At 69.2% G+C, this 22072-nt stretch carries 19 protein-coding genes; 6 read left to right on the forward strand and 13 right to left on the reverse strand.

What is annotated here, in order from left to right; translation table 11 throughout:
• Window positions 1-105: 105 nt before the first annotated feature.
• From SJY11_RS15125 to SJY11_RS15135, 3 genes are read right to left on the reverse strand one after another with little or no spacing between them, the layout of a single operon-like run.
• Window positions 106-690 carry an amino acid synthesis family protein gene (locus SJY11_RS15125; protein WP_376987404.1) on the reverse strand — a complete coding sequence of 195 codons (585 nt, stop codon included), beginning with the start codon at window positions 688-690 and terminating at the stop codon, window positions 106-108.
• Window positions 691-734: 44 nt separating this feature from the next.
• Window positions 735-1322 (reverse strand): amino acid synthesis family protein, encoded by a 588-nt coding sequence (locus SJY11_RS15130; protein WP_376987406.1) that lies wholly within the window; start codon window positions 1320-1322, stop codon window positions 735-737.
• Between the two features lie 11 nt (window positions 1323-1333).
• A complete protein-coding gene (locus tag SJY11_RS15135; RefSeq protein ID WP_376987408.1) occupies window positions 1334-2524 on the reverse strand; it encodes an amidohydrolase family protein in 1191 nt (396 codons plus the stop codon).
• A 181-nt stretch (window positions 2525-2705) separates the two neighbouring features.
• Between SJY11_RS15135 and SJY11_RS15140 the strand changes: the two genes are divergently transcribed.
• From SJY11_RS15140 to SJY11_RS15160, 5 genes are all read left to right on the forward strand, one after another.
• The gene (locus SJY11_RS15140) at window positions 2706-3200 is read left to right on the forward strand and encodes a MarR family winged helix-turn-helix transcriptional regulator (RefSeq protein ID WP_376987409.1); all 495 of its coding nucleotides are present in this window, start codon (window positions 2706-2708) and stop codon (window positions 3198-3200) included.
• Between the two features lie 97 nt (window positions 3201-3297).
• Window positions 3298-4176: an FAD binding domain-containing protein gene (locus SJY11_RS15145; protein WP_376987411.1), complete on the forward strand. Its 879-nt coding sequence runs from the start codon at window positions 3298-3300 to the stop codon at window positions 4174-4176.
• A complete protein-coding gene (locus SJY11_RS15150) occupies window positions 4173-6962 on the forward strand; it encodes a molybdopterin-dependent oxidoreductase (protein ID WP_376987413.1) in 2790 nt (929 codons plus the stop codon). The genes SJY11_RS15145 and SJY11_RS15150 overlap by 4 nt, the downstream gene beginning before the upstream one ends.
• A gap of 14 nt (window positions 6963-6976) precedes the next feature.
• Window positions 6977-8485 carry a 6-hydroxynicotinate reductase gene (locus SJY11_RS15155; RefSeq protein ID WP_376989340.1) on the forward strand — a complete coding sequence of 503 codons (1509 nt, stop codon included), beginning with the start codon at window positions 6977-6979 and terminating at the stop codon, window positions 8483-8485.
• Window positions 8486-8588: 103 nt separating this feature from the next.
• Window positions 8589-9464: a UPF0280 family protein gene (locus SJY11_RS15160; RefSeq protein WP_376987415.1), complete on the forward strand. Its 876-nt coding sequence runs from the start codon at window positions 8589-8591 to the stop codon at window positions 9462-9464.
• Between the two features lie 84 nt (window positions 9465-9548).
• On the opposite strand, the gene SJY11_RS15165 is transcribed toward SJY11_RS15160, so the two are convergent.
• The 8 genes from SJY11_RS15165 to exbB all read right to left on the reverse strand — a co-directional run bounded on the left by SJY11_RS15165 (window position 9549) and on the right by exbB (window position 18449).
• Entirely contained in the window at window positions 9549-10259 is a 711-nt protein-coding gene (locus SJY11_RS15165) for an ABC transporter ATP-binding protein (RefSeq protein ID WP_376987416.1), read from the reverse strand.
• 1 nt (window position 10260) lies between these two features.
• Complete coding sequence (locus SJY11_RS15170) at window positions 10261-11067, reverse strand: ABC transporter ATP-binding protein (RefSeq protein WP_376987418.1); 807 nt, start codon at window positions 11065-11067, stop codon at window positions 10261-10263.
• The gene (locus SJY11_RS15175) at window positions 11064-12953 is read right to left on the reverse strand and encodes an ABC transporter permease (RefSeq protein ID WP_376987421.1); all 1890 of its coding nucleotides are present in this window, start codon (window positions 12951-12953) and stop codon (window positions 11064-11066) included. The genes SJY11_RS15170 and SJY11_RS15175 overlap by 4 nt, the downstream gene beginning before the upstream one ends.
• Window positions 12954-13140: 187 nt before the next feature.
• Window positions 13141-14358: an ABC transporter substrate-binding protein gene (locus SJY11_RS15180; RefSeq protein WP_376987423.1), complete on the reverse strand. Its 1218-nt coding sequence runs from the start codon at window positions 14356-14358 to the stop codon at window positions 13141-13143.
• 433 nt (window positions 14359-14791) lie between these two features.
• A complete protein-coding gene (locus tag SJY11_RS15185; protein WP_376987425.1) occupies window positions 14792-15892 on the reverse strand; it encodes a hypothetical protein in 1101 nt (366 codons plus the stop codon).
• 119 nt (window positions 15893-16011) lie between these two features.
• Window positions 16012-16869 carry an energy transducer TonB family protein gene (locus SJY11_RS15190; protein ID WP_376987427.1) on the reverse strand — a complete coding sequence of 286 codons (858 nt, stop codon included), beginning with the start codon at window positions 16867-16869 and terminating at the stop codon, window positions 16012-16014.
• Window positions 16866-17321: a TonB system transport protein ExbD gene (gene exbD / locus SJY11_RS15195; protein ID WP_376987429.1), complete on the reverse strand. Its 456-nt coding sequence runs from the start codon at window positions 17319-17321 to the stop codon at window positions 16866-16868. The genes SJY11_RS15190 and exbD overlap by 4 nt, the downstream gene beginning before the upstream one ends.
• Window positions 17322-17324: 3 nt before the next feature.
• Window positions 17325-18449, reverse strand: a complete 1125-nt coding sequence (gene exbB / locus SJY11_RS15200) for a tonB-system energizer ExbB (RefSeq protein WP_376987431.1) — start codon at window positions 18447-18449, stop codon at window positions 17325-17327.
• 277 nt (window positions 18450-18726) lie between these two features.
• Between exbB and SJY11_RS15205 the strand changes: the two genes are divergently transcribed.
• Window positions 18727-19335, forward strand: a complete 609-nt coding sequence (locus SJY11_RS15205) for a phosphoribosyltransferase family protein (RefSeq protein ID WP_376987433.1) — start codon at window positions 18727-18729, stop codon at window positions 19333-19335.
• Here the strand turns inward: SJY11_RS15205 and SJY11_RS15210 are convergent.
• Window positions 19332-21245, reverse strand: coding sequence for a hybrid sensor histidine kinase/response regulator (locus tag SJY11_RS15210; protein WP_376987435.1), 1914 nt, complete (start codon window positions 21243-21245; stop codon window positions 19332-19334). The genes SJY11_RS15205 and SJY11_RS15210 overlap by 4 nt on opposite strands.
• Window positions 21246-21267: 22 nt before the next feature.
• Window positions 21268-22005, reverse strand: coding sequence for a Crp/Fnr family transcriptional regulator (locus tag SJY11_RS15215; protein WP_376987437.1), 738 nt, complete (start codon window positions 22003-22005; stop codon window positions 21268-21270).
• Window positions 22006-22072: the final 67 nt, after the last annotated feature.

The raw sequence follows: 22072 nt of genomic DNA on the forward strand, positions 1-22072 counted from the left end.
GGCGTAGGCCGGGATCCATCATAGGGCTCCATTGGCGCCCTATGATGGATCCCGGGACGACCTGCGGTCGCCCCAGGATGACGGCGGAAGCGGACGCGAAGAGCGCTACCGCAGCCCGTCCTCGCCCTTGATCTGGTCCTTGGTCAGCCCGCCGATGCGCGGCAGCGGTCGACCGGAATCGGTGACCGCGATCGCGACCAGGATCTCGCCGGCGCGCGGAGCGTCCGTGACCCGCACCTCGACCGCGTCGAAATGCGAGCGGACATAAGCCGCGTCCTTGTGGCCGAGCGGCACGTCGATCGGCGTGCCCAGTCCGCCGCGCTTCTTGGCGGAGGGGATCAGCGCCGGGCCCTTGCCGAGCGCGGCGCGCACCGGCGTGCCCATCTTGGGGTGCAGGATCGCCGCCGCATGCTCCAGCTCGCCGCCTTCGCCGACGATCGCCGCCTTGCCGAAGCTCTCGGCCTGGCCGGGCTCGATGCCCAGCGCCGCGAGGCAGCGCTTGGTCAGGAGATCGCCGAGTTCGACGCCGATCTCGCTCAGCTCTCCCAGATCGTCGCGGTAGACTCCGGCAAAGGGGTTGGCGATCACGGCGACCGAGACGGCGCGCCGCGTCGGCGGCGAGACGGATTGGCCCCCTTCGATCAGGGTTTCGTCGACTTGCGTCAGGATCTTGCGGATGGTCGCGGGCATGATGGGCTCCGGCGGAAAGAAGGATGTCGGGGCGGGGCGCGCGCTCAGCGCTGCCCGTCCCAGACGCTGATCTGGTCGGCGCGCAGGCCGCCGACGCGCTCATGGATCCGTGCGCCGGTGGTCATGACGAGGATGAGCACCATCTCGTCGGCCTGGGGCGAGCCCGGCACGCCGACCTCCACCGCACCGAAATGGCTGCGCACATAACAGGCGTTGATGTGGGTGACGGGAATGTCGATCCGCGCGCCCGGTCCGGCGACCTTCTTGGTCGAGGGCACGATCGCCTTGGCGTTGCCGAGGATTTCGCGCATCGCGTAGCCGCCCGGCACATGCCAGAGCGCGCCATGCTCCAGTTCGCCGGCCGAACCGACGACGGCGCCCTTGCCATAGCCCTCGACGGTGGCGGGATCGCCGCCGAGCGCGTTGAGGCAGCGCGTCGCCATCTCCAGCCCCGCGGGTTTGAGCGCCTCCATCATCGGCATGATGTCGGGCTCGTAGCGGCCGGCATAGGGGTTGGTCAGCACGGCACAGACCGAGGCGATGCGCTCGGTGCGGCCGGACAGCGGGCCGAATTCGTGGAAGATCTCCTCCACGGTAGTCTGGATGCGGCGGATCTCGACGAGCACGCTCATGGGACGGCCTTTCAGACAACAGCCGGGGCGCTGTGCGACGGCGGCGTCGAGCGCGAGCGCCCGGTCCGCACCAGCCCGTCGATGACCACCATGCCGATGCCGGGGATGTCACCGAGCGCCACCGCCTCCAGCAGGCCCTTGCCCGAGGAATGCTGCGGCTTGTCGAGGAAGACGAAATCGGCGGGATAGCCGACCGCGATCAGCCCGGCATCGAGCGAGCGCCGGCGCGCGACATTGCCGGTGGCGAGGCAGAAGGCCTGCTCGGCCGGCAGCCCGCCGAGGCTCGACAACAGCGTGATCATCCGCAGCATGCCGTTGGGCTGGACGCCGGAACCGGCGGGCGCATCCGTGCCGATCAGCACATCCGCCAGCCGCCCGGCCTCGCGGGCCGCCTCCAGCGCCACCAGCGCCGATTTCTCGTTGCCGTTATGGACGACCTCGAGCGCGCCCTTCGCCTTCTCGCAGAGGATGCGGATGTCGGCATGGGCGATCGAGGTCGGCCCGCCATTGATGTGGCTGACGACGTCGGGCTGGGCCTCCAGCACGTCGTCCTTGTTGACGAAATGCGAGCCCGCGATCGAGGGGCCGCCGGTGTGCATGATCGATTCGAGCCCGATCTCGCGGCACCAATCGGCGACGCGCTTGGCGTCGGGCCCCTTGGCGACGGTGCCGAGCCCGATCTCGCCGATATGGCGGATGCCGAGCGCCTTCAGCTCCTCGAAGACCTCGCGGCCGAAATCGAGCTCGGCGACCGGCGCACCCGCGATCACCTTGGCGCCCGCCGGGCGGAAATTCTGGAAACAGCGCTGCGCCGTAACCGCCAGCGCCTTGACGCCGATGGCGTCCTTGGGCCGGCCCGGCAGATGCACCTCGCCGGCCGAGACCAGCGTGGTGACGCCGCCATTCACCCCCATCTCGATCCAGCCGAGCTGGTTCTGGCGCGGCGTCCAGTCGCCGAAGACAGGGTGGCAATGGGAATCGATCAGCCCCGGCGACAGGCCTGAGCCCTTTGCGTCGATCACGGTCTCGGCGCCCGAGAGATCGAGATCGGCCGACTTGCCGATCGCCGCGATGCGCCCGTCGACGACGACGATCGCATCGGCATCGAGGATCGGCTTGGTCAGATCGCCCGAGAGCAGCAGGCCGATGTTGCGGATCACCAGCTTGCCCTTGGCGGGTCCCGCCGCGACGTCGTGAGCCATCTGGATCTCCGGAGCACAGGCCGCCGACGCCCTTGTGGGACAGGCGGTGATTGAATGTGTAATAACAATCATGGAGAGGCCCGCCGCCGCTGGCAAGGGGCTGGCCAAGGGCTGGCGAGCTGCTGGCGAGGTCGCCCGCTTGCGCCTGAGCGCCCACCGCCGAGGAGGCTAGAAGACCGCCATGACGCGCATCGAGTCCCCCATCGTCGAGGTGGATGGCGAGACGCCTGCCGACGCCGCCAGGCGCGGGCGGAAGCCGGCTGAGAGCTATGTGCTCGAGGAGCAGGTCGGCTTCCTGATGCGGCGTGCGCAGCAGCGCCACATCGCGATCTTCCAGCGCATCATGGGCGAGGACGGGCCGACGCCGACCCAGTTCGCCGCGATGGCGAAACTTGGCGGCGGCGAGGATATCTCCCAGAATCAGCTCGGGCGGATGACCGCCATGGACCCCGCGACGATCAAGGGCGTCATCGCGCGCCTCGCCGAGCGCGGGCTGGTCGAGCGTCGCCCGGACCCGGACGACCAGCGCCGCGTCCGCGTCCGCTTGACGCCCGCCGGCCTGGAGGCGATGCCGGGCCTCACCGAGAAGGCGCGCGCCATCACGGCCGCGACCCTGTCGCCCCTTTCCCGCGAGGAGGCCGAGCGCCTGCTCGCGCTGCTGGCGCGTCTCGATTGAGCACGGGCTGCCCGCAAAATCTGCTTGCGCCACCTTGTTTGTATACTAACAATAATCAACACGGGTTCCGGATCGTCACAGTCTAGGGGAGCTGGCCATGGCGCGCTATCTGCGGCCCACCACGCTGGAGGAGGCGCTGGCGCTGCGCGCGCAGGCCGGCGAGACGCCGCTGACGCTCCTCGCCGGCGGCACGGACGTCTATCCGGTCCGCACGCAGAAGATCGCCTGGTTCCAGCCCTTCAGCCGTGATGTGCTCGACCTCGGCGCGGTGCCCGAGCTCTCCGGCATTCAGCATGACGCGGCGGGAACCCGCATCGGCGCGACCGCGACCTGGAGCGCCCTCGCCGAGGCCGAACTCCCGCCCACCTTCGACGCCCTGAAACAGGCGAGCCGGCAGGTCGGCGGCGTGCAGATCCAGAATCGCGGCACGATCGGCGGCAATCTCTGCAATGCTTCGCCGGCTGCCGACGGCGTGCCGCCGCTGCTGGTGCTCGACGCGCAGGTCGAACTGGCGAGCCGGCGCGGCCGCCGCCGCCTGCCGCTCGCAGACTTCGTTCTGGGCAACCGCCGCACCGCGCTGGCGCCCGACGAGATCCTGGTCGCGATCCACATCCCCGCCCAGCCGGAGAGCGCCCGCTCGACCTTTCTCAAGCTCGGCGCGCGCGCCTATCTCGTCATCTCCATCGCCTCCGTTGCCGCGATCATCGCCACCGACGCGGCGGGCTTGGTCTTAGGCGCCCGTATCGCCGTCGGCGCCTGCTCGGCCGCACCGCAGTGTCTGGCCACGCTGGAGGCCCGGCTCATCGGGCAGCCGGCCGGCGATCTCGCCGCCCTCGTCCAGCCCGAAGACCTCGCCGCGCTGGCGCCCATCGACGATGTCCGCGCCAGCGCCGCCTATCGCCGCGATGCGGCACTCGTGCTGGTGCGCCGGGCGCTGACCCAACTCGCCGACAAGCCGATGGAGGCCGCTGCGTGACCATCCATGACCGCTCGGCCCTCTCCGCCACCGCTCATGCCGCGGACGCCATCGCCTTCCGGCTCAACGGCGCCGACGTCGCGCTGGGCGACGCGCCCGACAGCCGCCTCAGCGAAGTCCTGCGCGCCAGCCTCGGCGCCACCGGGACCAAGGTCGGCTGCGACGCCGGCGATTGCGGCGCCTGCACCGTCCTGATCGACGAGGCCCAGGCCTGTGCCTGCCTCGTGCCGGTCGGCCAGATCGCCGGCCGCGATGTGCTCACCGTCGAGGGGCTGGCGGAGACCGCGATCGGCGCGGCGCTCCAGCAGGCTTTTCAGGTCCATGGCGCGGCCCAGTGCGGCATCTGCACGCCGGGCATGCTGATGGCGGCCTATGATCTCCTCCGGCGCAACCCGCAGCCCGGCGAGCGCGAGACGCTCGACGCGCTCGGCGGCGTGCTCTGCCGCTGCACCGGCTATCTCAAGATCGTCGAGGCGGTGCGCGACGCCCATCGCTTCATCGGCCACGGGACGGCCACTTCCCCCACCGACGGCCCTGCCATCGGCACGCGTCTGGCCCGTCTCGATGGCGCGCCCAAGGTCGCCGGTTCCGAGCGCTATGGCGCCGACAGCGCTCCTGACGATGCGCTCTGGCTGCGTGCGATCCGCTGCCCCCATCCCCGCGCGCGCTTCACGCTGGGCGATCTCGACGCCTTCGTCGCCGCGCAACCGGGGTTGGTGCGGGTCTTCACCGCGCAGGACGTGCCGGGCGAGAACTCCTTCGGCATCTATCCGCATCTCAAGGACCAGCCGGTCTTCTCGATCGCTGAGACGCGCTATCGCGGCGAATGCGTGCTGGCGGTGGTCGGCGAGAAGGAGGCGGTCGAGGCGCTGAGCATCGACGACATGCCGATCGCCTGGGAGCCGCTGCCGGCGATGGTCGGCAGCGCCGCGGCGCTGGCCGAGGGCGCCTTCACCCTGCACGACTTCGTGCCCGACAACGTGCTGACGCGCGGCCGCGTCGAGCGCGGGGATGTCGAGGCGGGCTTCGCGCAGGCCGCCCATGTCGCCGAGGGCGCCTTCGAGACCGGCTTCGTCGAGCACGCCTATATCGAACCCGAAGCCGGCTATGCAAAACGCATCGGCGATACGATCGAGATCTTCGCCTGCACCCAGGCGCCCTATATGGACCGCGACGAGGTCGCCCGCGTGCTCGGGCTGCCACTGGAGAGCGTCCGCATCCTGCCCTCCGCCTGCGGCGGCGGCTTCGGCGGCAAGCTCGACGTCTCGCTGCAGCCGATGCTGGCTGTCGCGGCCTGGGTACTGGACCGGCCGGTGCGCTGCGTTTTCTCGCGCATCGAATCGATGATCTCCTCGACCAAGCGGCATCCTTCCTCGATCCAGGCGAAGGCCGCTTGCGATGCGGAAGGGCGGCTCGTCGCCTATGCGATGGAGGGCGATTTCGACACCGGCGCCTACGCCTCCTGGGGGCCGACGGTCGCCGGCCGTGTGCCGGTGCATGCGACGGGGCCCTACAAGGTGCCCCATGTCCGCAATCTCTCCCGCGCCATCTACACCAACGGCCCGCCCTCGGGCGCCTTCCGCGGCTTCGGCGTGCCGCAGGCGGCGCTCGCCCAGGAGAGCCTGTTCGACGACCTCGCTACGGCCGCCGGTCTCGACCGTCTGGACTTCCGGCTGATCAATGCGATCCGCGCCGGCGACACGACGCCATCAGGCCAGCGTCTCGAGGCCAGCGCCGGCCTCGCCGAATGCCTGGAGGCGCTGAAGCCGCACTGGCAGCGGCTGCTGGCGGACGCCGCCGCCTTCAACGCGAGCGAGGGCCGCACCCGCCGCGGCGTCGGCATCGGCTGCATGTGGTACGGCATCGGCAACACCGGCATGTCGAACCCCTCGACCATGCGGGTGACGCTGTCGCAGGACGGCCGCCTGACCTTCTGGAACGGCGCCGTCGACATCGGCCAGGGCTCGACCACCGTCCTGACCCAGATCGCGGCGGATGCGCTCGGCCTGCCGGTCGATCGCTTCGACCTCGTGCTCGGCGACACCGCCCTGACCTTCGACGCCGGCAAGACCTCCGCCTCGCGCCAGACCTTCGTCTCCGGCCGGGCCGCCGAGGCCGCCGCCGCCGCGCTGCGCGCCGAAATCCTGCGCCTGACCAATGCCGGCCCAATGGCGCGGCTGGCCCTGGAGGGGACGAGCGTCATCGTCGAGGAGAACGGCGTCGTCGCCCGGATCGACCTCGCCGCCCTCCCCGCACAGGCCGACGGCACGGTGCTGGAGGGGGTCGGCTCCTTCGACCCGCCGACCGTCCCGCTCGACGCGATGGGCCAGGGCGTGCCCTACGCCACCTATGGCTTCGCCGCTCAGATCGCCTCGCTCGACGTCGATCTCGATCTCGGCACGATCAAGCTGAACCGCATCGTCGCTGCCCATGACGTCGGCCGCGCGATCAACCCGATGCTGGTCGAAGGCCAGATCCATGGCGGCATCGCCCAGGGCATCGGGCTGGCGCTGATGGAGGAATACCTCCCCGGTCGGACCGAGAACCTGCACGACTACCTGATCCCGACCGCCGGCGACGTGCCCCCGATCGACATCATCCTGGTCGAGGATCCCGAGCCGCTCGGCCCCTCCGGCGCCAAGGGCATCGGCGAACCGGCGCTGGTCCCGACGGCGCCCGCGATTCTCGGCGCGATCCGCCATGCCACCGGCGTCACGCCGCGCCAGGTGCCCGTGCTGCCGCACCGGCTCTGGGAGCTTCTGCGCGCCAAGGAGGGTCGCTCGTGAACGAGATCAACCCGATGAGCGCGCAGGAGAGCGTGCTCGCCGAGCGCTCGCGCAAATTCGGCGTCGCCGAGGGCGACGAGGGCATCGTCCGCTGCGATGCCTGCCCGGTGCTCTGCCGGATCCGCCCCGGTCGCGCCGGCGCCTGCTCGCGCTATGCCAACGAGAACGGGCTCCTGATCCGCACCGACCCGGTCGTGCTGCTGGCGGAAGCGGTGGAGGGCGGCCAGCCGCTCGTCGCCTTCACGGAGCCCGCGCAGGACTGGGACGGCTCGATCCTGCCCGCCGAGCGCGTCTTCGTCACCGGCATCGGCTCGGGCACCACCTATCCCGACTACAAGCCCGCCCCCTTCATCGTCTCGTCGCAGCATGAGGGCGTCGACACGGTGACCGTGGTGACCGAGGGCATCTTCTCCTATTGCGGCCTCAAGGTGAAGATCGACACCGACCGCCATCTCGGCCCGGAAACCGCGGCGATCCGCGTCAACGGCGAGCAGGTCGGCCATGTCACCACCGCCGAATACGGCTCGCAGATGCTCTCCATCGGCGGCGTGCGCCATCTCACCGGCGGCTCCAAGAAGGAGGGCAACACCACCTGCGAGACGATGCTGAAGCTCGGCAATGGCGAGGCGGTCGAACTCACCATCGATGGCGGCCATGGCGTCGTCGTCCAGGCCGGCCAGGCGCCGATCGTCGACGGCAAGCCCGAGACGCGCATGCGCGTCGGCTGCGGCTCGGCCACGATCGGCATCTTCGCCAAGCAGTGGCAGGGCCATGTCGACGAGGTCATCGTCGTCGACGACCACATCACCGGCGTGCTGACCGAGCATCAGGCCGGCCGCGTGCTCGACATGAAACCTGCCGGCATCCGCGTCCGCGGCCGCAAATCGACGCCCGGCCGCTACTTCCAGGTCGCGCAGCCCGGGCTGGGCTGGGGCGGCACCGACATCACCGACCCGCTCTCGATCATCCAGAAGATCGACCCGGGCATCGCCTGGCCGGGCATGCGGCTGCTGATGACCTCGACCACCGGCGAGGACTCGCTCTACTGCATCCTCGACGAGACCCTCCTGCCGGTGGAGGCGGAGATGCCCGCCGCCGTGCGCCAGGTCGTCGAGCGCATCGGCGAGAACTGCGAGCCATCGCTCTGCAGCGTGATGTTCGTCGCCGGCGCCGGCGGCTCGCTGCGGGCCGGCGTCACCGAGAACCCGATCCTGCTCACCCGCTCCGTCCAGGGTGGCACGACGCGCGTTACGATGGGCGGCGCGCCGGTCTATGTCTGGCCCGGCGGCGGCATCACCGTCATGGTCGACGTGCTGCGGATGCCAAAGAACGCCTTCGGCTATGTCCCGACGCCCGCCATCGTCGCGCCGATCGAGTTCACCTTGCCGCGCGCGCTCTATCTCGCCTGCGGCGGCCATGCCGAGGAGATCGTGCCGGTCGAGGATGTCCTGCGCGCCCATGGCGGCCAGGCCCGGATCGAGGGTGGCGCGGCGGAGAACCCCTGGCCGCTGCGGCGGGGCTGACATGCCCCGGTCATTGCGAGCGCAGCGAAGCAATCCAGGGGGCGTAGAGCCTGACGATTCTGGATTGCTTCGCTGCGCTCGCAATGACGGCTAAAGGCGTCGGATGACATCCCACCGCGTCGCCCGCCTGCCGGGTAACCGCCTGCATCTGCAGGAGGGCCCGAGCGATCTCGTCATTGCGGCCTTCGGCGCTTCCGCAGAGATCGAGCGCGCCTATGCCGCGGCCGAGGCCGCCTTCGACGGCCTGCTGGCCGAGCTCGCCGGCGAACTGACGATCCTGCGCCAGCCGCTCGGGCCGCAGCCGCCGCCACTGGCCGGCGCGACGGCGAGGCGCATGGCCCGCGCCTGCTGGTTCTTTCGCGAGCAGTTCATCACGCCGATGGCCGCCGTCGCCGGGGCCGTCGCCGACACTGTGCTGGGCGCGATGGTGCAGGCCGTCCCCGGCCTCGAGCGCGCCTATGTCAACAATGGCGGCGACATCGCCGTGCTGGTCACGCCGGGGAATCCGCTCGACATCGGCGTGGTGCCCTCGCTCGCCCGCGCCCGGCCGGAAGGCTTCATCCGGCTTCATGCTGCACCTCATGCTGCGCAGCATTTTTGCGGCATCGCGACGAGCGGCTGGCGCGGCCGGTCGTTTTCGCGCGGCATCGCCGATGCCGTCACCGTGCTCGCCCGCAGCGCCGCCGAGGCCGATGCGGCCGCGACCGTTATTGCGAATGCGACGGATCTGCAGGACGCCGCCGTCATCCGGCGGCCGGCGCGCGACCTCAACCCCGACAGCGACCTGCGCGACCTGCCGGTCACCCTCGATGTCGGGCCGCTCTCGCCCGAGGCGATCGCCGCGGCGCTCGCATCGGGCGTGAGGATGGCAGAAGTGCTGCGGCGCGACGGGCTGATCGAGGGCGCACTGCTGGCGCTGGCGGACGAGTGGCGCAGTGTCGGGGGGATCGAGGCTCTGCCACGTCATGGTCGGGCTTGACCCGACCATCTCGGAAACCCGTGTCCTCTGGTCCTGAGATTCTCGGGTCTGCGCTGCGCTCCGCCCGAGAATGACGGCAAGCGCTTACACCGACAGATACTGCGCCCTGACCGCCTCATCGGCCTTCAGCTCGTCCATCGTGCCGGTGAAGCGGATGATGCCCTTCTCGATGATCGCGGCGCGATCGGCGACATTGCCGGCGAAATGCAGGTTCTGCTCCGAGATCAGCACGGTCAGCCCCTCGCTCTTCAGCGCCAGGATGGTCCTGGCCATCTCCTCGACGATGACCGGGGCGAGACCCTCCGAGGGCTCGTCGAGCAGGACGAGCCGGGGATTGCCCATCAGCGTTCGCGCGATCGTCAGCATCTGCTGCTCGCCGCCCGACATCGCCCCGCCCGGCCGGTCGCGCATGCGCCCGAGATTGGGAAACAGCGCAAACAGCCGCTCCGGCGTCCAATGCGGCGCGTCGGGACGCGCCGGGCGCTGCGCCACCGAGAGGTTCTCCATCACGGTGAGTTCGGAAAAGACGCGACGGTCTTCGGGCACATAGCCGATGCCCATGCGGGCGATCTCGAAGGGCTCGCGCCCGTCGACCCGCTGGCCCTCGAAGCTGACGCTGCCACCGGCGGGCGGGACGAGCCCCATCACCGCCTTCATCGTCGTCGACTTGCCGGCGCCGTTGCGGCCCATCAGAGCCAGAACCTCGCCGCGCTGCATCGAAAAGCTCACGCCCTGCAGGATATGGGCGCGGCCGTAGTAGGCATCGAGCCCGGTGATCTCGAGCATCGCGCTCATCTCAATGCCCTCCCGAGGTCGCGCCGGAGCCGAGATAGACGGCGCGGACATTGGGGTCCTGCCGCACCACCTGCGCCGTGCCATGGGCGATCAGCCGGCCGCGGTCGAGCACGATGACGCTGTCGGAATGGGTGAAGACGACATCCATGTCGTGCTCGGTGAAGAGCACGGCGATGCCCGTGGCGGTGGCGATGCCCGCCGTCAGCGCCATCAGTTCGATGCGCTCGCGCGGGGCCATGCCCGCGGTCGGCTCGTCCATCAGCAGCAGCCGCGGCCGGTTGGCGAGCGCGACCGCGAGCTCGACGCGCTTGAGGTCGCCATAGGCGAGCACGCCGCAGGCGCGCTCGGCCTGTTCGAGCATGCCGACCTGCGCGAGCAGGCCGTCCGCCTCCTCGCGATGGCAGTCGCGGGCGCGACCGAACGGGCTCCAGATCCCGCCCGCATGAGAGATCAGCGCCATCTGGACGTTCTCGCGCACCGTCATCGAGGTGAAGGTCGCGGTGATCTGGAAGGTGCGGCCGACCCCCATGCGCCAGACATGGCGCGGCTTCATGCCGGTGATCGCGCGGCCGGCCAGCAGCACCTCCCCGCCATCGGGCCGCAACTGGCCGTTGAGCATGTTGAAGCAGGTCGTCTTGCCGGCGCCGTTGGGGCCGATCAACGCCAGCATCGTGCCGGGCAGCACCGAGAAGGAGACACCGTCGACCGCGCGCACGCCGCCGAAGGATTTCGCGAGGTCGCGCACGACGAGCACGGGTTCGCTGGCGGCGACGGCGGTCGCCACAGCGGCAGGGGCGAGAGCAGTCATCGCGCCGCCTCCGCCAGCCGGGTCGTTGGCGCCGGTTCGGGCCCGGCACGGCGCTCCCGCAGGGCCAGGACCGTGCCGACGAGCCCGCGCGGGAAGAGCACGACGAGCAGCACGATCGAGAGTCCCAGCGCGAAGCGCCAGTACATCGTCGCCTTCATCAGCTGCTCGTGCAGCCCGGCATAGGCGAAGGCGCCGATGATCGGGCCCGACACCGTCTGCACGCCGCCGAGCAGCACCATCAGCAGCGCATCGACCGAGCGCGGGATCGCCATATAGGTCGGGAACACCGAGCCCTTGAAGAAGGCGAAGAGCGCGCCCGCAATCCCGGCGCAGAAGGCGGCCACCGCGAAGGCAACCCACTGGATGCGCACCACGTCGAGGCCGATCGCCTCCGCCCGCAGCGCATTGTCGCGCCCCGCCCGCAGGCCGTAGCCGAAGGGCGAGAAGATGGTGAGCCGCAGCGCCAGCACCGCCGCCGCGCAGACGACCAGCGTCAGATAGTAATAGACCGTCTTGGAGGCCGCCCAGGCCGAGGGCCAGACGCCGAGGATGCCGTTGTCGCCGCCGGTGAGATCGACCGACTGGAAGGCCGTCGCCCAGGCGATCTGTGCGAAGGCGAGCGTCAGCATGGCCAGATAGACCCCCGACAGCCGCACGCAGAACCAGCCGAAGACGATTCCGGCGATGCCCGCCAGGAAGGGGGCCATCAGAAGTGCCGGCTCCATCGGCGCGCCCAGCCATATCACGGCGAGCGCCGCGCCATAGGCGCCCAGCCCGAAATAGGCGGCATGGCCGAAGGAGGCCATGCCGCCCGGCCCCATCATGAAGTGCAGCGAGGCGGCAAACAGCGCGAAGATCACCAGCTCCGTCAGCGTCACCAGCATGTGGTCGGGCGTCACCAGCGGCGCCAGCGCCAGGATCAGGAGGCCGATCAGCCCGGCGAGCTTGGTCGTGCCGTCGGCCGAGCGCAGCAGCGGCTCGGCCGGGCCATGGGCTCTCTGATGGCCGACGGGTGCCTTGCCCATCAGGCCATAGGGCTTGACCACCAGCACCACCGCCATGACCAGGAAGACGAGAACCAGCGTGATCTTCGGGAAGATCAGGATGCCGAAGGCGTGCAGGATGCCGATCAGCACGGCGGCGAGATAGGCGCCGGTGACGCTGCCGAGCCCGCCGACGACGACCACGACGAAGGCCTCGGAGATCATCGCCAGATCCATATGCAGCGTCACCGCCTCGCGTGGCAGCTGCAGCGCGCCACCCAGCCCCGCCAGGATCGAGCCGAAGGCGAACACCGAGGTGAAGAGCAGGCGCTGGTTGACGCCGAGCGCGCCGACCATCTCGCGGTCCTGCGTCGCTGCCCGCACCAGCGTGCCCCAGCGCGTCTTCTGGAACAGAAGCCAGAGGATCAGCAGCACGATCGGCCCGACCGCGATCAGGAACAGCTCATAGGTCGGGAAGCGGTTGCCGAAGATCACGACGAAGCTCTTGAAGCCCGGTGCGCGCGGGCCGATCTTGTCCTCCGCCCCCCAGATCGCCAGCGCCACGTCCTGCAGCATCAGCACGACGCCGAAGGTCGCCAGCAGCTGGAACAGCTCCGGCGCCTGGTAGATCCGCCTGAGGATCAGCACCTCGATGACGACGCCGATCAGCCCCGTCAGGGCCGCCGCCGCCAGCACGCCGCCCCAGAAGCCGAGCGCGTCCGCCGGCCCGAAACGCCCGACCAGCGTCCAGGCCAGATAGGCGCCGAGCATGTAGAGCGAGCCATGGGCGAAGTTCACGATCCGCGTGACGCCGAAAATGATCGACAGCCCCGACGCCACGAGGAACAACGACGAGGCCGAGGCCAGGCCGTTCAGCGTCTGGGTGAGGATGAGGTCGATCATGCGGGCCCCGTGCAAATGGCAGGCGCGACGACACCCCCGTCATCCCGGGCGGAGCGAAGCGCAGTCCCGGGATCCATCATAGGGCGTTGCGCTCTACAATGGATCCCGGAGCGGCGCCGCTGCGCGGCTTGTCCGGGATGACGCTGCGGGTGTTCGCAACGATGTGGTTAGACCGGCAAAGGAATCCTCACCCGGCCGGACGGAGCGTCTTCACCACCTCGTCGCTGGGCAGGTACTTGGCGCCGTCGGCATAGCGCCAGTCGACCATCGTGCCCTTGCCGTCCTTCAGCGCGGTCTTGCCGACGAAGGCGCCGAGCGTCGACTGGTGGTCGACAGCGCGGTATTCGGCCTGGCCGAAGGCGGAGGGGAACTTCAGTCCCTTGAAGGCGTCGACGAGCTTTTCGGTCTCGGTCGAGCCGGCCTTGGTCAGCCCCGCAGCGATCGAGTTCATCGTGTCGAAGCCGACCACCGAGCCGAGCCGCGGATAATCGTTGAACTTCTTGACGTAGGCCTCGCGGAACTTGAGGTGTTCCGGCGTCTTGATATCCGCCTGCGGATACCCGGTGACGATCCAGCCGACCGGCGCCTCGGCGCCGAGCGGATCGAGATATTCGGGCTCGCCGGTCAGCATCGAGACCACGGTGCGACCCTCGAAGAGGCCGCGGGTGTTGCCCTGCCGGACGAAATTGGTCAGGTCGCCGCCGAAGGTGACGTTGAAGATGGCGTCGGGCTTGGAGGCTTCCAGCGCCTGCACGGTGGCGCCTGCATCGATGCGGCCCAGCGCCGGGAACTGCTCGGCGACGAACTCGACATCGGGCTTTGCCTTCTTCAGCAGCTCCTTGAACCACCGCACGGCCGACTGGCCGTATTCGTAGTTCGGCGCCACGATCGCCCATTTCTTGGCCGGAAGCTTGGCGGCCTCCTCGACCAGCATCGCGGCCTGCATATAGGTGGAGGGGCGCAGCCGGAAGGTGTAGCGATTGCCCTTGGCCCAGACAAGCGCGTCGGAAAGCGGCTCCGAGGCGACGTAAAGCCGCTTGTTCTGGTTGGCGAAATCCGCGATCGCGAGACCGACATTCGAGAGGAAGCCGCCCGAGAGCAGGTCGACCTTCTCGGCGTTGATGAGGTCGCCGGCATGGCGCACCGCGTCCTCAGGCTTGCCGCCATCGTCACGGAAGATCGTCTCGATCTTGCGGCCGAGCGCGCCACCATTTGCGTTGATCTGCTCCAGCGCCAGCTCCCAGCCCTGGCGATAGGGCTTCAGGAAGGCGGGCTGGGCGGTGTAGCTGTTGATCTCGCCGACCTTGATCGGTCCGGAACCCTGCGCCCTGACCAGGGCGGGAGCGGCGAGGATGGCGGCGCCGGCGGAGGCGCCGGCCAGAAGACTGCGGCGGTCGATCATCATGCCTGTTCCCCATGTCTGGCCCGGTGGCGGAAGCCCCAGCGCTCTTGGACAGATGTCGCATGCCGACGAAACCGCGTCAGCCGCGAATTCATTTGTATGCCTACGAATTTGAAGAGGCTCAAACTGGCTGTCAACGCCGAAAATCGGCACGAATTGCGCAGGCCCGCAGCACGTTGCACGAGGATCATGGATCGGATGCCGTCGCATCGGCCCGAAACAGCCCGCCTCGATGGCGCGCCATGGGGCTGACTGCCCAAAAATTAGGACAATGATGCTGTCCTTTTCCTCTTGTGAGCCTGGGCGCCGTTTCCTATGTATGATGCACCGCAGCAGCGATGTTGCGTCGCCCTCCTTGGGCGTTTCCTCCCTAGACTCGGGCTGCGCTCACGCGCGGCCCTTTTTCTTCGGGGCCCTTTCAGGAACCCGGCCGTCACTACCGGCGCCCGAGAGGGCGCGGATCGCCCGTCCAGGTCGTGCGATTGAACGCGCCGACCTGCGGCGGCGCTGCGGTGTCGTGGAGGGACTGGCTGACGCGCGCGATCGCTCGTTCCATGATGCTGACCTCCCATTCCTCCAACGCCCGATTGCCCTGGGTCAGTCTTGGAAAGTTCTGCGGAAAGTTCCCAAAATTGTGCCAGATCAGCCTGAGCCCATGTCGCTTCCCCATGACCTTCTTGAGATAGTCTCGCCACGGATCCCTGGCGTTGGTCGGGTTCACGCGGTTGGCGGGCCCATGGGTCATGGGGCCACCCCAATTCCAGTTGCTGAGAAAATGGGCGCGTGTCGGCGTCGCCGGTCGCCCGCCCCACTGGAACTCGAGCGTTCCCTCCCCGAACGGCACGCATGGCGTCAGGGGCCAGACCATGTACTGAAACAGTTCCTGGGCCTCCAGATCGGTGTCGCCCTGCCGCGCATGCGGGTCGAAGATGCCAGAACCGTAAACGGACTTCCCCTCGAAGATGAGCTTCCCGCCGAAGCGCTTGATGCCCTCGCGGATGATCTTCGACATCTCCTTCGTCGCCGATTGTCCGTAAGCCGCGTCGGTGACACCCTGCTTTTCCCATCCCTCCTGCCTGGTCTTAAACGCCCTGAAAAACGCCTCCCGCCCGGACACGTTGGGATCGAACGGCACGCCGCGATCGGCAAAACCCATGACGTTATGTACGAACTGCGCGATGCGGACGTCGCGGTTCCTGAACAGGTCGTTGTTCATCCCGTAATACATGTCCATCATCTGCAGGCCACCCTTGACCAGCGCCCCGGTTCGCGGGCCGGGATCATAAAGGCGGATGAGCCGGTTTCTGAAGATGCTGTGCGGGTGCTCGCGCGCCCTGTTGATCCAATGCAAACCGGCGCGGGCAACCGGATTGCCGGTTGCGAGCCAACCATTGTGCAAGGCATTGGGGCCAACCGTACCGTAGATGAATGTGCTGTTCATGAACGCCGTTGCGATCAGGACGTGACCTGCTTTTTCGTCTTGTCCCCAAGGGGTTTTTCGCACGGCATTCTGCCAACGCGTTTCGAAATCATTCATCTCATACCTCTCCGCTTGGGGCAGCCGGCGATCCGACACCCCCATGTCTCTGCTGTTCAGCATAAGCCTAGCGGTCCACGGGCGACTGTTCCCGCGGACACAACGGGCGTCCCCGAGTCTCAACGCGAAAACTTCACCGGCACGGCGAGCGCGATGGTCCCGCCACCCAGGCCTTCGGGCGGCGCCGGGACCGGGCTCGCCCGGCGGATCATCGCCACCGCCTCCTCGTCCAGCAGCACGTCGCCGGAACCGCGGACCAGGCGGGCCGTGAGCACGCGCCCTGAGCGGTCGATGCTGAAAGAGACCTGGACCGTGCCCGGATTGGCTCCGCCCGGGAAGCGCTTGTAGCGGTTGAGATGCGCCAGCAGCGTGCCGCGCCAACTGGCGCGCGAAGCGGCGGACGCGGTCGCGGCCCCCTGGTTCGGCGCGGCCGCCATCGGCGCTGCCTGGGCCTGCGCCGTCGGCGCGCTCGTGCGCTCGGCCCGGGGCTTGTCCCTGTTGATCGGCTTGGCGCGCGCGACCACCTTCTTGGGTGGCGGCTTGCGCTCGACGATCCTTGGGCGCGGCGGCGGGGGCGGCGGCGGTGCCAGCACGGCCGCCGGATCGGGAAGCGGGGGCAGTTCCGGGATCCTGATCTCCGGTTCGGGCTGGACCACGGGCTGCGGCTCGGGCTCCGGCGACTGCTCCACGACCGGCTCGGGTTGGGGCTCCGGCTGGGCCTCGACCATCTCGGGACCGGGCGCGACCTCCTGCGGCGGCGCCTCGGGCGCAACCGGAAGCGGCGCGAGTTCGATCATCATCGCGGCGGGTGGGGCACCCATGGCGGCCTCGGCGCGCTGCCAGGTCACGATCATCCAGCCGGCGACGCCATGGGCGCCGGCGACGACGACCATGGCAAGCGCCCAGCGCAGCAGCGAAGGCCAGAGCCGAGCTCCCAGCGCACTGCGGCGACCGCTCAGACCCGCCAGCCCGCTCATGGCCGCGGTCCTCCCGTCGGGGCAACGCCCTGCACCGTATCCTCGAGTCCGACCAGCGCAATCTTGAGATAGCCGGCCTGGCGCAGCAGGTTCATCACCTCCATCAACTCGCGATAGGCGACGGCCCCGTCGGCACGCAGGAAGACGCGCTGCTCGCGATCATTCTGCGTCTGCCGGTCGAGCGTCGCGCCCAGCGCCTCGCGCGGCACACCGTCATTGCCGAGCGCCAGTGACAGGTCGCTCTTCACTGTCAGGAACACCGGCGTGTCGGGCCTGGGCTGCGGTTGCGCATTGGACACCGGCAGATCGACCGCGACGTCCACGGTCGAGAGCGGGGCGGCGACCATGAAGATGATCAGCAGCACCAGGATCACGTCGATGAAGGGCGTGACATTGATGTCGCTGACCTCGCCGAGGTCGCCATCCTGCGCATCTTTCAGCGAAACGCCCATGTCTCACTCCGCCGAGACGCGCGGCAGCGCGGCTGGCGCCGGGCTCGGCACCGCATGCAGCGCGGCGCGCGCGATCGCGGCCGGCACCGGCTGGCGTTGCTGGCGTTCGAGATCGCGCGAGAGATGGCGCAGGATCTCGGCGGAGGCATCCGACAGCAGGGCCCGATAGCCCGTGATCGAGCGCGCGAAGACATTGTAGATGATCACGGCGGGGATGGCCGCGACGAGGCCGATCGCGGTCGCCAGCAGCGCCTCGGCGATGCCGGGCGCGACCACGGCCAGATTGGTGGTCTTCGCCTGGCTGATGCCGATGAACGAGTTCATGATGCCCCAGACCGTGCCGAACAGGCCGACGAAGGGGGCGGTCGAGCCGATCGTCGCGAGCAGTCCGGTGCCGCGGGTCATGGCGCGCCCGGCGCGGGCCTCGATGCGCGACAGGGCGATCGCGACGCGCTCCTTGATGCCTTCCTCGCCGAGATCGGCGGAACGCCGCGTCTCGTCCAGAGCCGAGCCGAACAGCAGCCCCACATCGCCGCGCGGGCGGCCCTTCCGGCCGGTCATGCCCTCGGCAGCACCCTGGAGGCTGTCGGCGCCCTCCAGCTGGCGCAGCGCCCGTCCGGCAGCCGCCTTGGCGGTCGCGAGTTCGAGCGCCTTGGCGAGCCAGATCGTCCAGGTCACCACCGAGGCGAAGGCGAGCCCAACCATCACCGCCTTCACGACGATGTCGGCCGCCATGAACATGCCCCAGGGCGACAGATCATGTGGCAGGGCCGGAACCGCCGCCGGCAGGGCCGGAGCAGGCATGGCCTGGACCGGCTGGACCGCCGGCGCGACCGGATGCGCCGTGGTCGGGGGCGCGATCCCGAATTGCGGCGGCGCGGGCGGCAGCGCCGTCGTCGGCGCGGCCGGAGCAGCCTGAGCAGGGGCCAGGGCATCGGGAACTGCCTGGGCAGGAGCCGCCTCGGCGGCAGCCGGCGCCGTAGCCGCCGACGGCGCGGCTGCCGGGGGCTCGCCCTGCTGCGCCTGCAGCGGCGCGAAGCTAGCGATCAGGCAGATCAGGGCCACGCCGAGCCGGCGCGGAAGAGCCAGACCGGTTGCAGCCTGGAGCGGGAGCGTGAGGGACGACACCGCCTTCTCCTTGGAATAATTAAAAAAAGCCTGTGCATTCAATGGGATGCGCGTGGCGATACGCCTCCCCCAAGCCACCCTTCCTGTCAAGGCTGCACCTCGCGGTGCCGGTCTCACTGTCGTTATGGGCGCGCCGGTCGAGGCCGTGTCGAGCTGCGATATCGTGCGTTGCCGCGGCAGTGTCCCCCGCCACAGATGGCGGCTTGCGCCGCGCGCGCGCCGCGTCCATGTGCCCCCAAGCGACGCCCGCCGGGGCGAGCAGAGGGGACCGCGAGGCATGGAACGGATCACCAGCATCGCAGGACCCGACGGAGAGGCGATCCTTCTCCGCTACCGGCGCTGGAAGAACCACCCGACGCCAGGCGTCGACTTTCCGGACCTTTCGCCGCTGGCGACCGACGCCACCGCGACGCGGCACGTCATCGACGCCCTCGGGCGCCAGCTATCGGGCGAGATCGCCGTCGTCGCCGGTATCGATGTCGGCGGCCTCGGCATGGCCGGGGCGCTGGCCTACCGCAATGGCCTCGGCCTGCTCGACATCCGCAAGGTCGGGGCGATCAGGGTCGAGGTCATCCGCAGCATCATGGCGAATTACGAGCTCGGTGACGGCGTCGCGATCTCCCGCGCCCACCGGATCGCGGAACGCCGGGTTGCGGTCGTCGATGATTGCCTGATGAGCGGCAAGACGGCGCTCGCCGCGGTCGGGCTCCTGCGCCGCCTCGGCGCTTGCTGCGACACGGCGCTGTTCGTCTTCGAGATCGACGGGATGCCGGGCCGTGCGCTGCTGGAGGAGGCCGGCATCGCCGTCCATAGCCTGAAACGCCTGCCGCAGGCCGATCCCGACGAGATGACGGGCGGCGAAACCGGCGCGTCGCCGGCCTCCTAGTCGAGCAGTTCGCGAATCCGCACCGCGAGTTCCATCGCGCTGTAGGGTTTCTTCAGCCAGCTCGCCTCGGCGGCGAACTCGCGCACCGCGACGCTGGGTTCGGCGAAGCCGGAGGTCAGGATGATCTTCAGATCCGACCGCTGGCGGCGCGCCTCGTGCGCGAGTTCGTCGCCGGACATCCCGCCGGGCATGACGATGTCGGTGAAGAGCAGCGCGACCTGTGGATGGGCGGCCAGCATCGGCAGCGCCTCGGCGGCGGTCTCCGCCTGCAGCACGCGATAGCCCATGTCTTCCAGACGGGCGACCGCCACCCGCCGCACCCGCGCGTCGTCCTCCACCACGAGGATCGTCTCGGTTCCTCCAGGCAGGCTCGGCGGCGGCTCATGGGCCGCATCCGGCACTGCGGAAACCTCCGCCGAGGCTGCCTGCGCGACCGGCAGGAACAGCCGCACGCTGGTCCCCTGCCCGACCTCGCTGTAGAGCTGGACATGGCCGCCGGACTGCTTGGTGAAGCCGTAGACCATGCTGAGCCCGAGCCCCGTGCCCGCCCCGACGCCCTTGGTGGTGAAGAAAGGCTCGAAGGCGCGCTTGCGCACCTCGGGTGACATGCCGGCTCCGGTATCGGTGATCGAGATGAGCACATAACTGCCGGTGCGGACCTCCGGATACATGCTGGCATAGTCGGAATCGAGCTTCGCCGCCGAGATCTCCACCGTCAGCCGCCCGCCGCGGGGCATCGCGTCGCGCGCGTTCAAAGCGAGGTTGAGCAGCGCGTTCTGCAACTGCGACGCGTCGACCAGCGCCGGCCCCGGCGATCCCGAGACGATCATGCGCAGCTCGATCGTCTCGCCGAGCGCCCGGCGCAGCAGGTCCGAAAAGCGCGAGACGAGCTGGCCGATATCGGCGCGCTTGGCGTTGAGCGGCTGCTTGCGCCCGAAGGCGAGGAGCTGGGCGGTGAGCTTGGCGCCGTCCTCGGCCGCGCTCTGCGCCTCGCGCAGCAGGGCGCGGGCGCGGTCGTCGGTCAGCCGCCGCTCGATCATCTCGAGATTGCCGCTGACCACCGTCAGCAGATTGTTGAAATCATGGGCGATGCCGCCGGTGAGCTGCCCCACCGCCTCCATCTTGTGTGCCTGGCGCAGCTCTTCCTCGATCCGGTGGCGGCTGGTGAGGTCGCGGATGAATCCGGTGAAGATGCGCCGGCCGGCGGCGCGCGCCTCGCCGATCGCGAGCTCCATCGGAAACTCGGTGCCGTCCTTCTTCTGACCCGTGACGACGCGCCCATAGCCGATGATGCGGCGCTGCCCGGTTTCCAGATAGCGCTCCATGTAGCCGTCATGGGCGTCGCGATCCGGCTGCGGCATCAGCATCCGGACATTGCGGCCGAGCACCTCCGAGGTGGCGAAGCCGAAGAGCTTTTCTGCCGCCGCGCTGAAGGAGGTGATCGTGCCGCTCTCGTCGATCACGACCATCGCCTCCGGCACCGTGTCGAGGATCGAGCGCAGATGCGCCTCGCGCGCGACGAGATGCGCCTGCATCGTGCGCAGGTCGCTGACATCGACATTGGTCTCGATGATCGCCGTTCCCGCCTCGCCCTCCGTCTCGGCGACGACCCAGCGGCTGGCGACGAAGACAGGCGTCCCGTCCTTGCGGCGCTGGCTGAGTTCGCCGGTCCAGACCCCATGCGCCTTCAGATGCGCGACGATGTCGGCGAAGGGCTGGGGGAACACCGTCTCCAGCAGTTCATGTGCAACGCGGCCGCGCGCTTCGGCACGGCTCCAGCCATAGAGGCCCTCGGACCCGCTGGTCCAGCGGGTGACCACGCCGTCGAAGCCGTGAACGATGACGTTGGCGCTGTCGAGGATGCGGGCGATCTCGTCCAGACTGGACTCGTTGGTGACGGTCGCCTCCATCGTCTCTCTCGGTGCCGTGCGCTCAGTTCGGCCAGACCGCCTGCTGGATCGCGCGGCCTCCGGCGCCGTCTTTATCGTCGGCATCGGTCTCGCCTGCAAGCAGCGCCAGCTTGCCGAGCTTGCGCACCACCAGGGCATGGCGGCTGCTCGGGGCGATCACGCCGCAATTGGTCAGCCGCGTCATCGTCCGCGAGACGGTCTCGATCGTGAGGCCGAGGTAATCGGCCATGTCGAGGCGCGTCATCGGGATCTCGATCACCGGCTGGCGCTCGTCGCCGCCGAGCCGGCGGGCGATCAGCAGCAGGAAGCTGGCGACGCGTTCTTCCGCGCTCTTGCGGGCGAGGAGGACCATCTGGTCCTGGGCCGCCGCCATCTCGTCGCAGAGGCAGGCGAAGAGCTGCGGCCGCAGCTCCGGTGAGCGGTTGATCTCCTCCTGGAAGCGGCCATGCTCGTAGCGGCGCAGCTTCGTCCGGTTCACCGCCTCGGCGGTGTAGAGATACTGGTCCTTCAGCGAGACGCCGAGGAGATCACCGGGATAGAGGAAGCCGGTGATGACGCGGCGGCCGTCGCTGAGGATGCGGAAAACGCGCAGCACGCCCTCGACGACCTCGAAGACATGGCGGGCCTCGTCGCCCTCCCAGAACACCGCCGTCCCGGGCTCGAAGGTCTCGACCGGCTGCCCGCCGAAGAGGCTGTTGAGGCTGGCCGGGCAAGGCGGGACCGTCGCGAGTCGCCTGACAGCTCCGTGCGGCTGTGACATGGTGGTTTGCGAGAGCATCGGCTTGTCATCCCTCTGTGATTGACGAGCCGACTTGAACCGCTCCCGG

It is taken from the genome of Allobosea sp. R86505, from assembly GCF_042466375.1.
GTDB lineage: Bacteria > Pseudomonadota > Alphaproteobacteria > Rhizobiales > Beijerinckiaceae > Allobosea.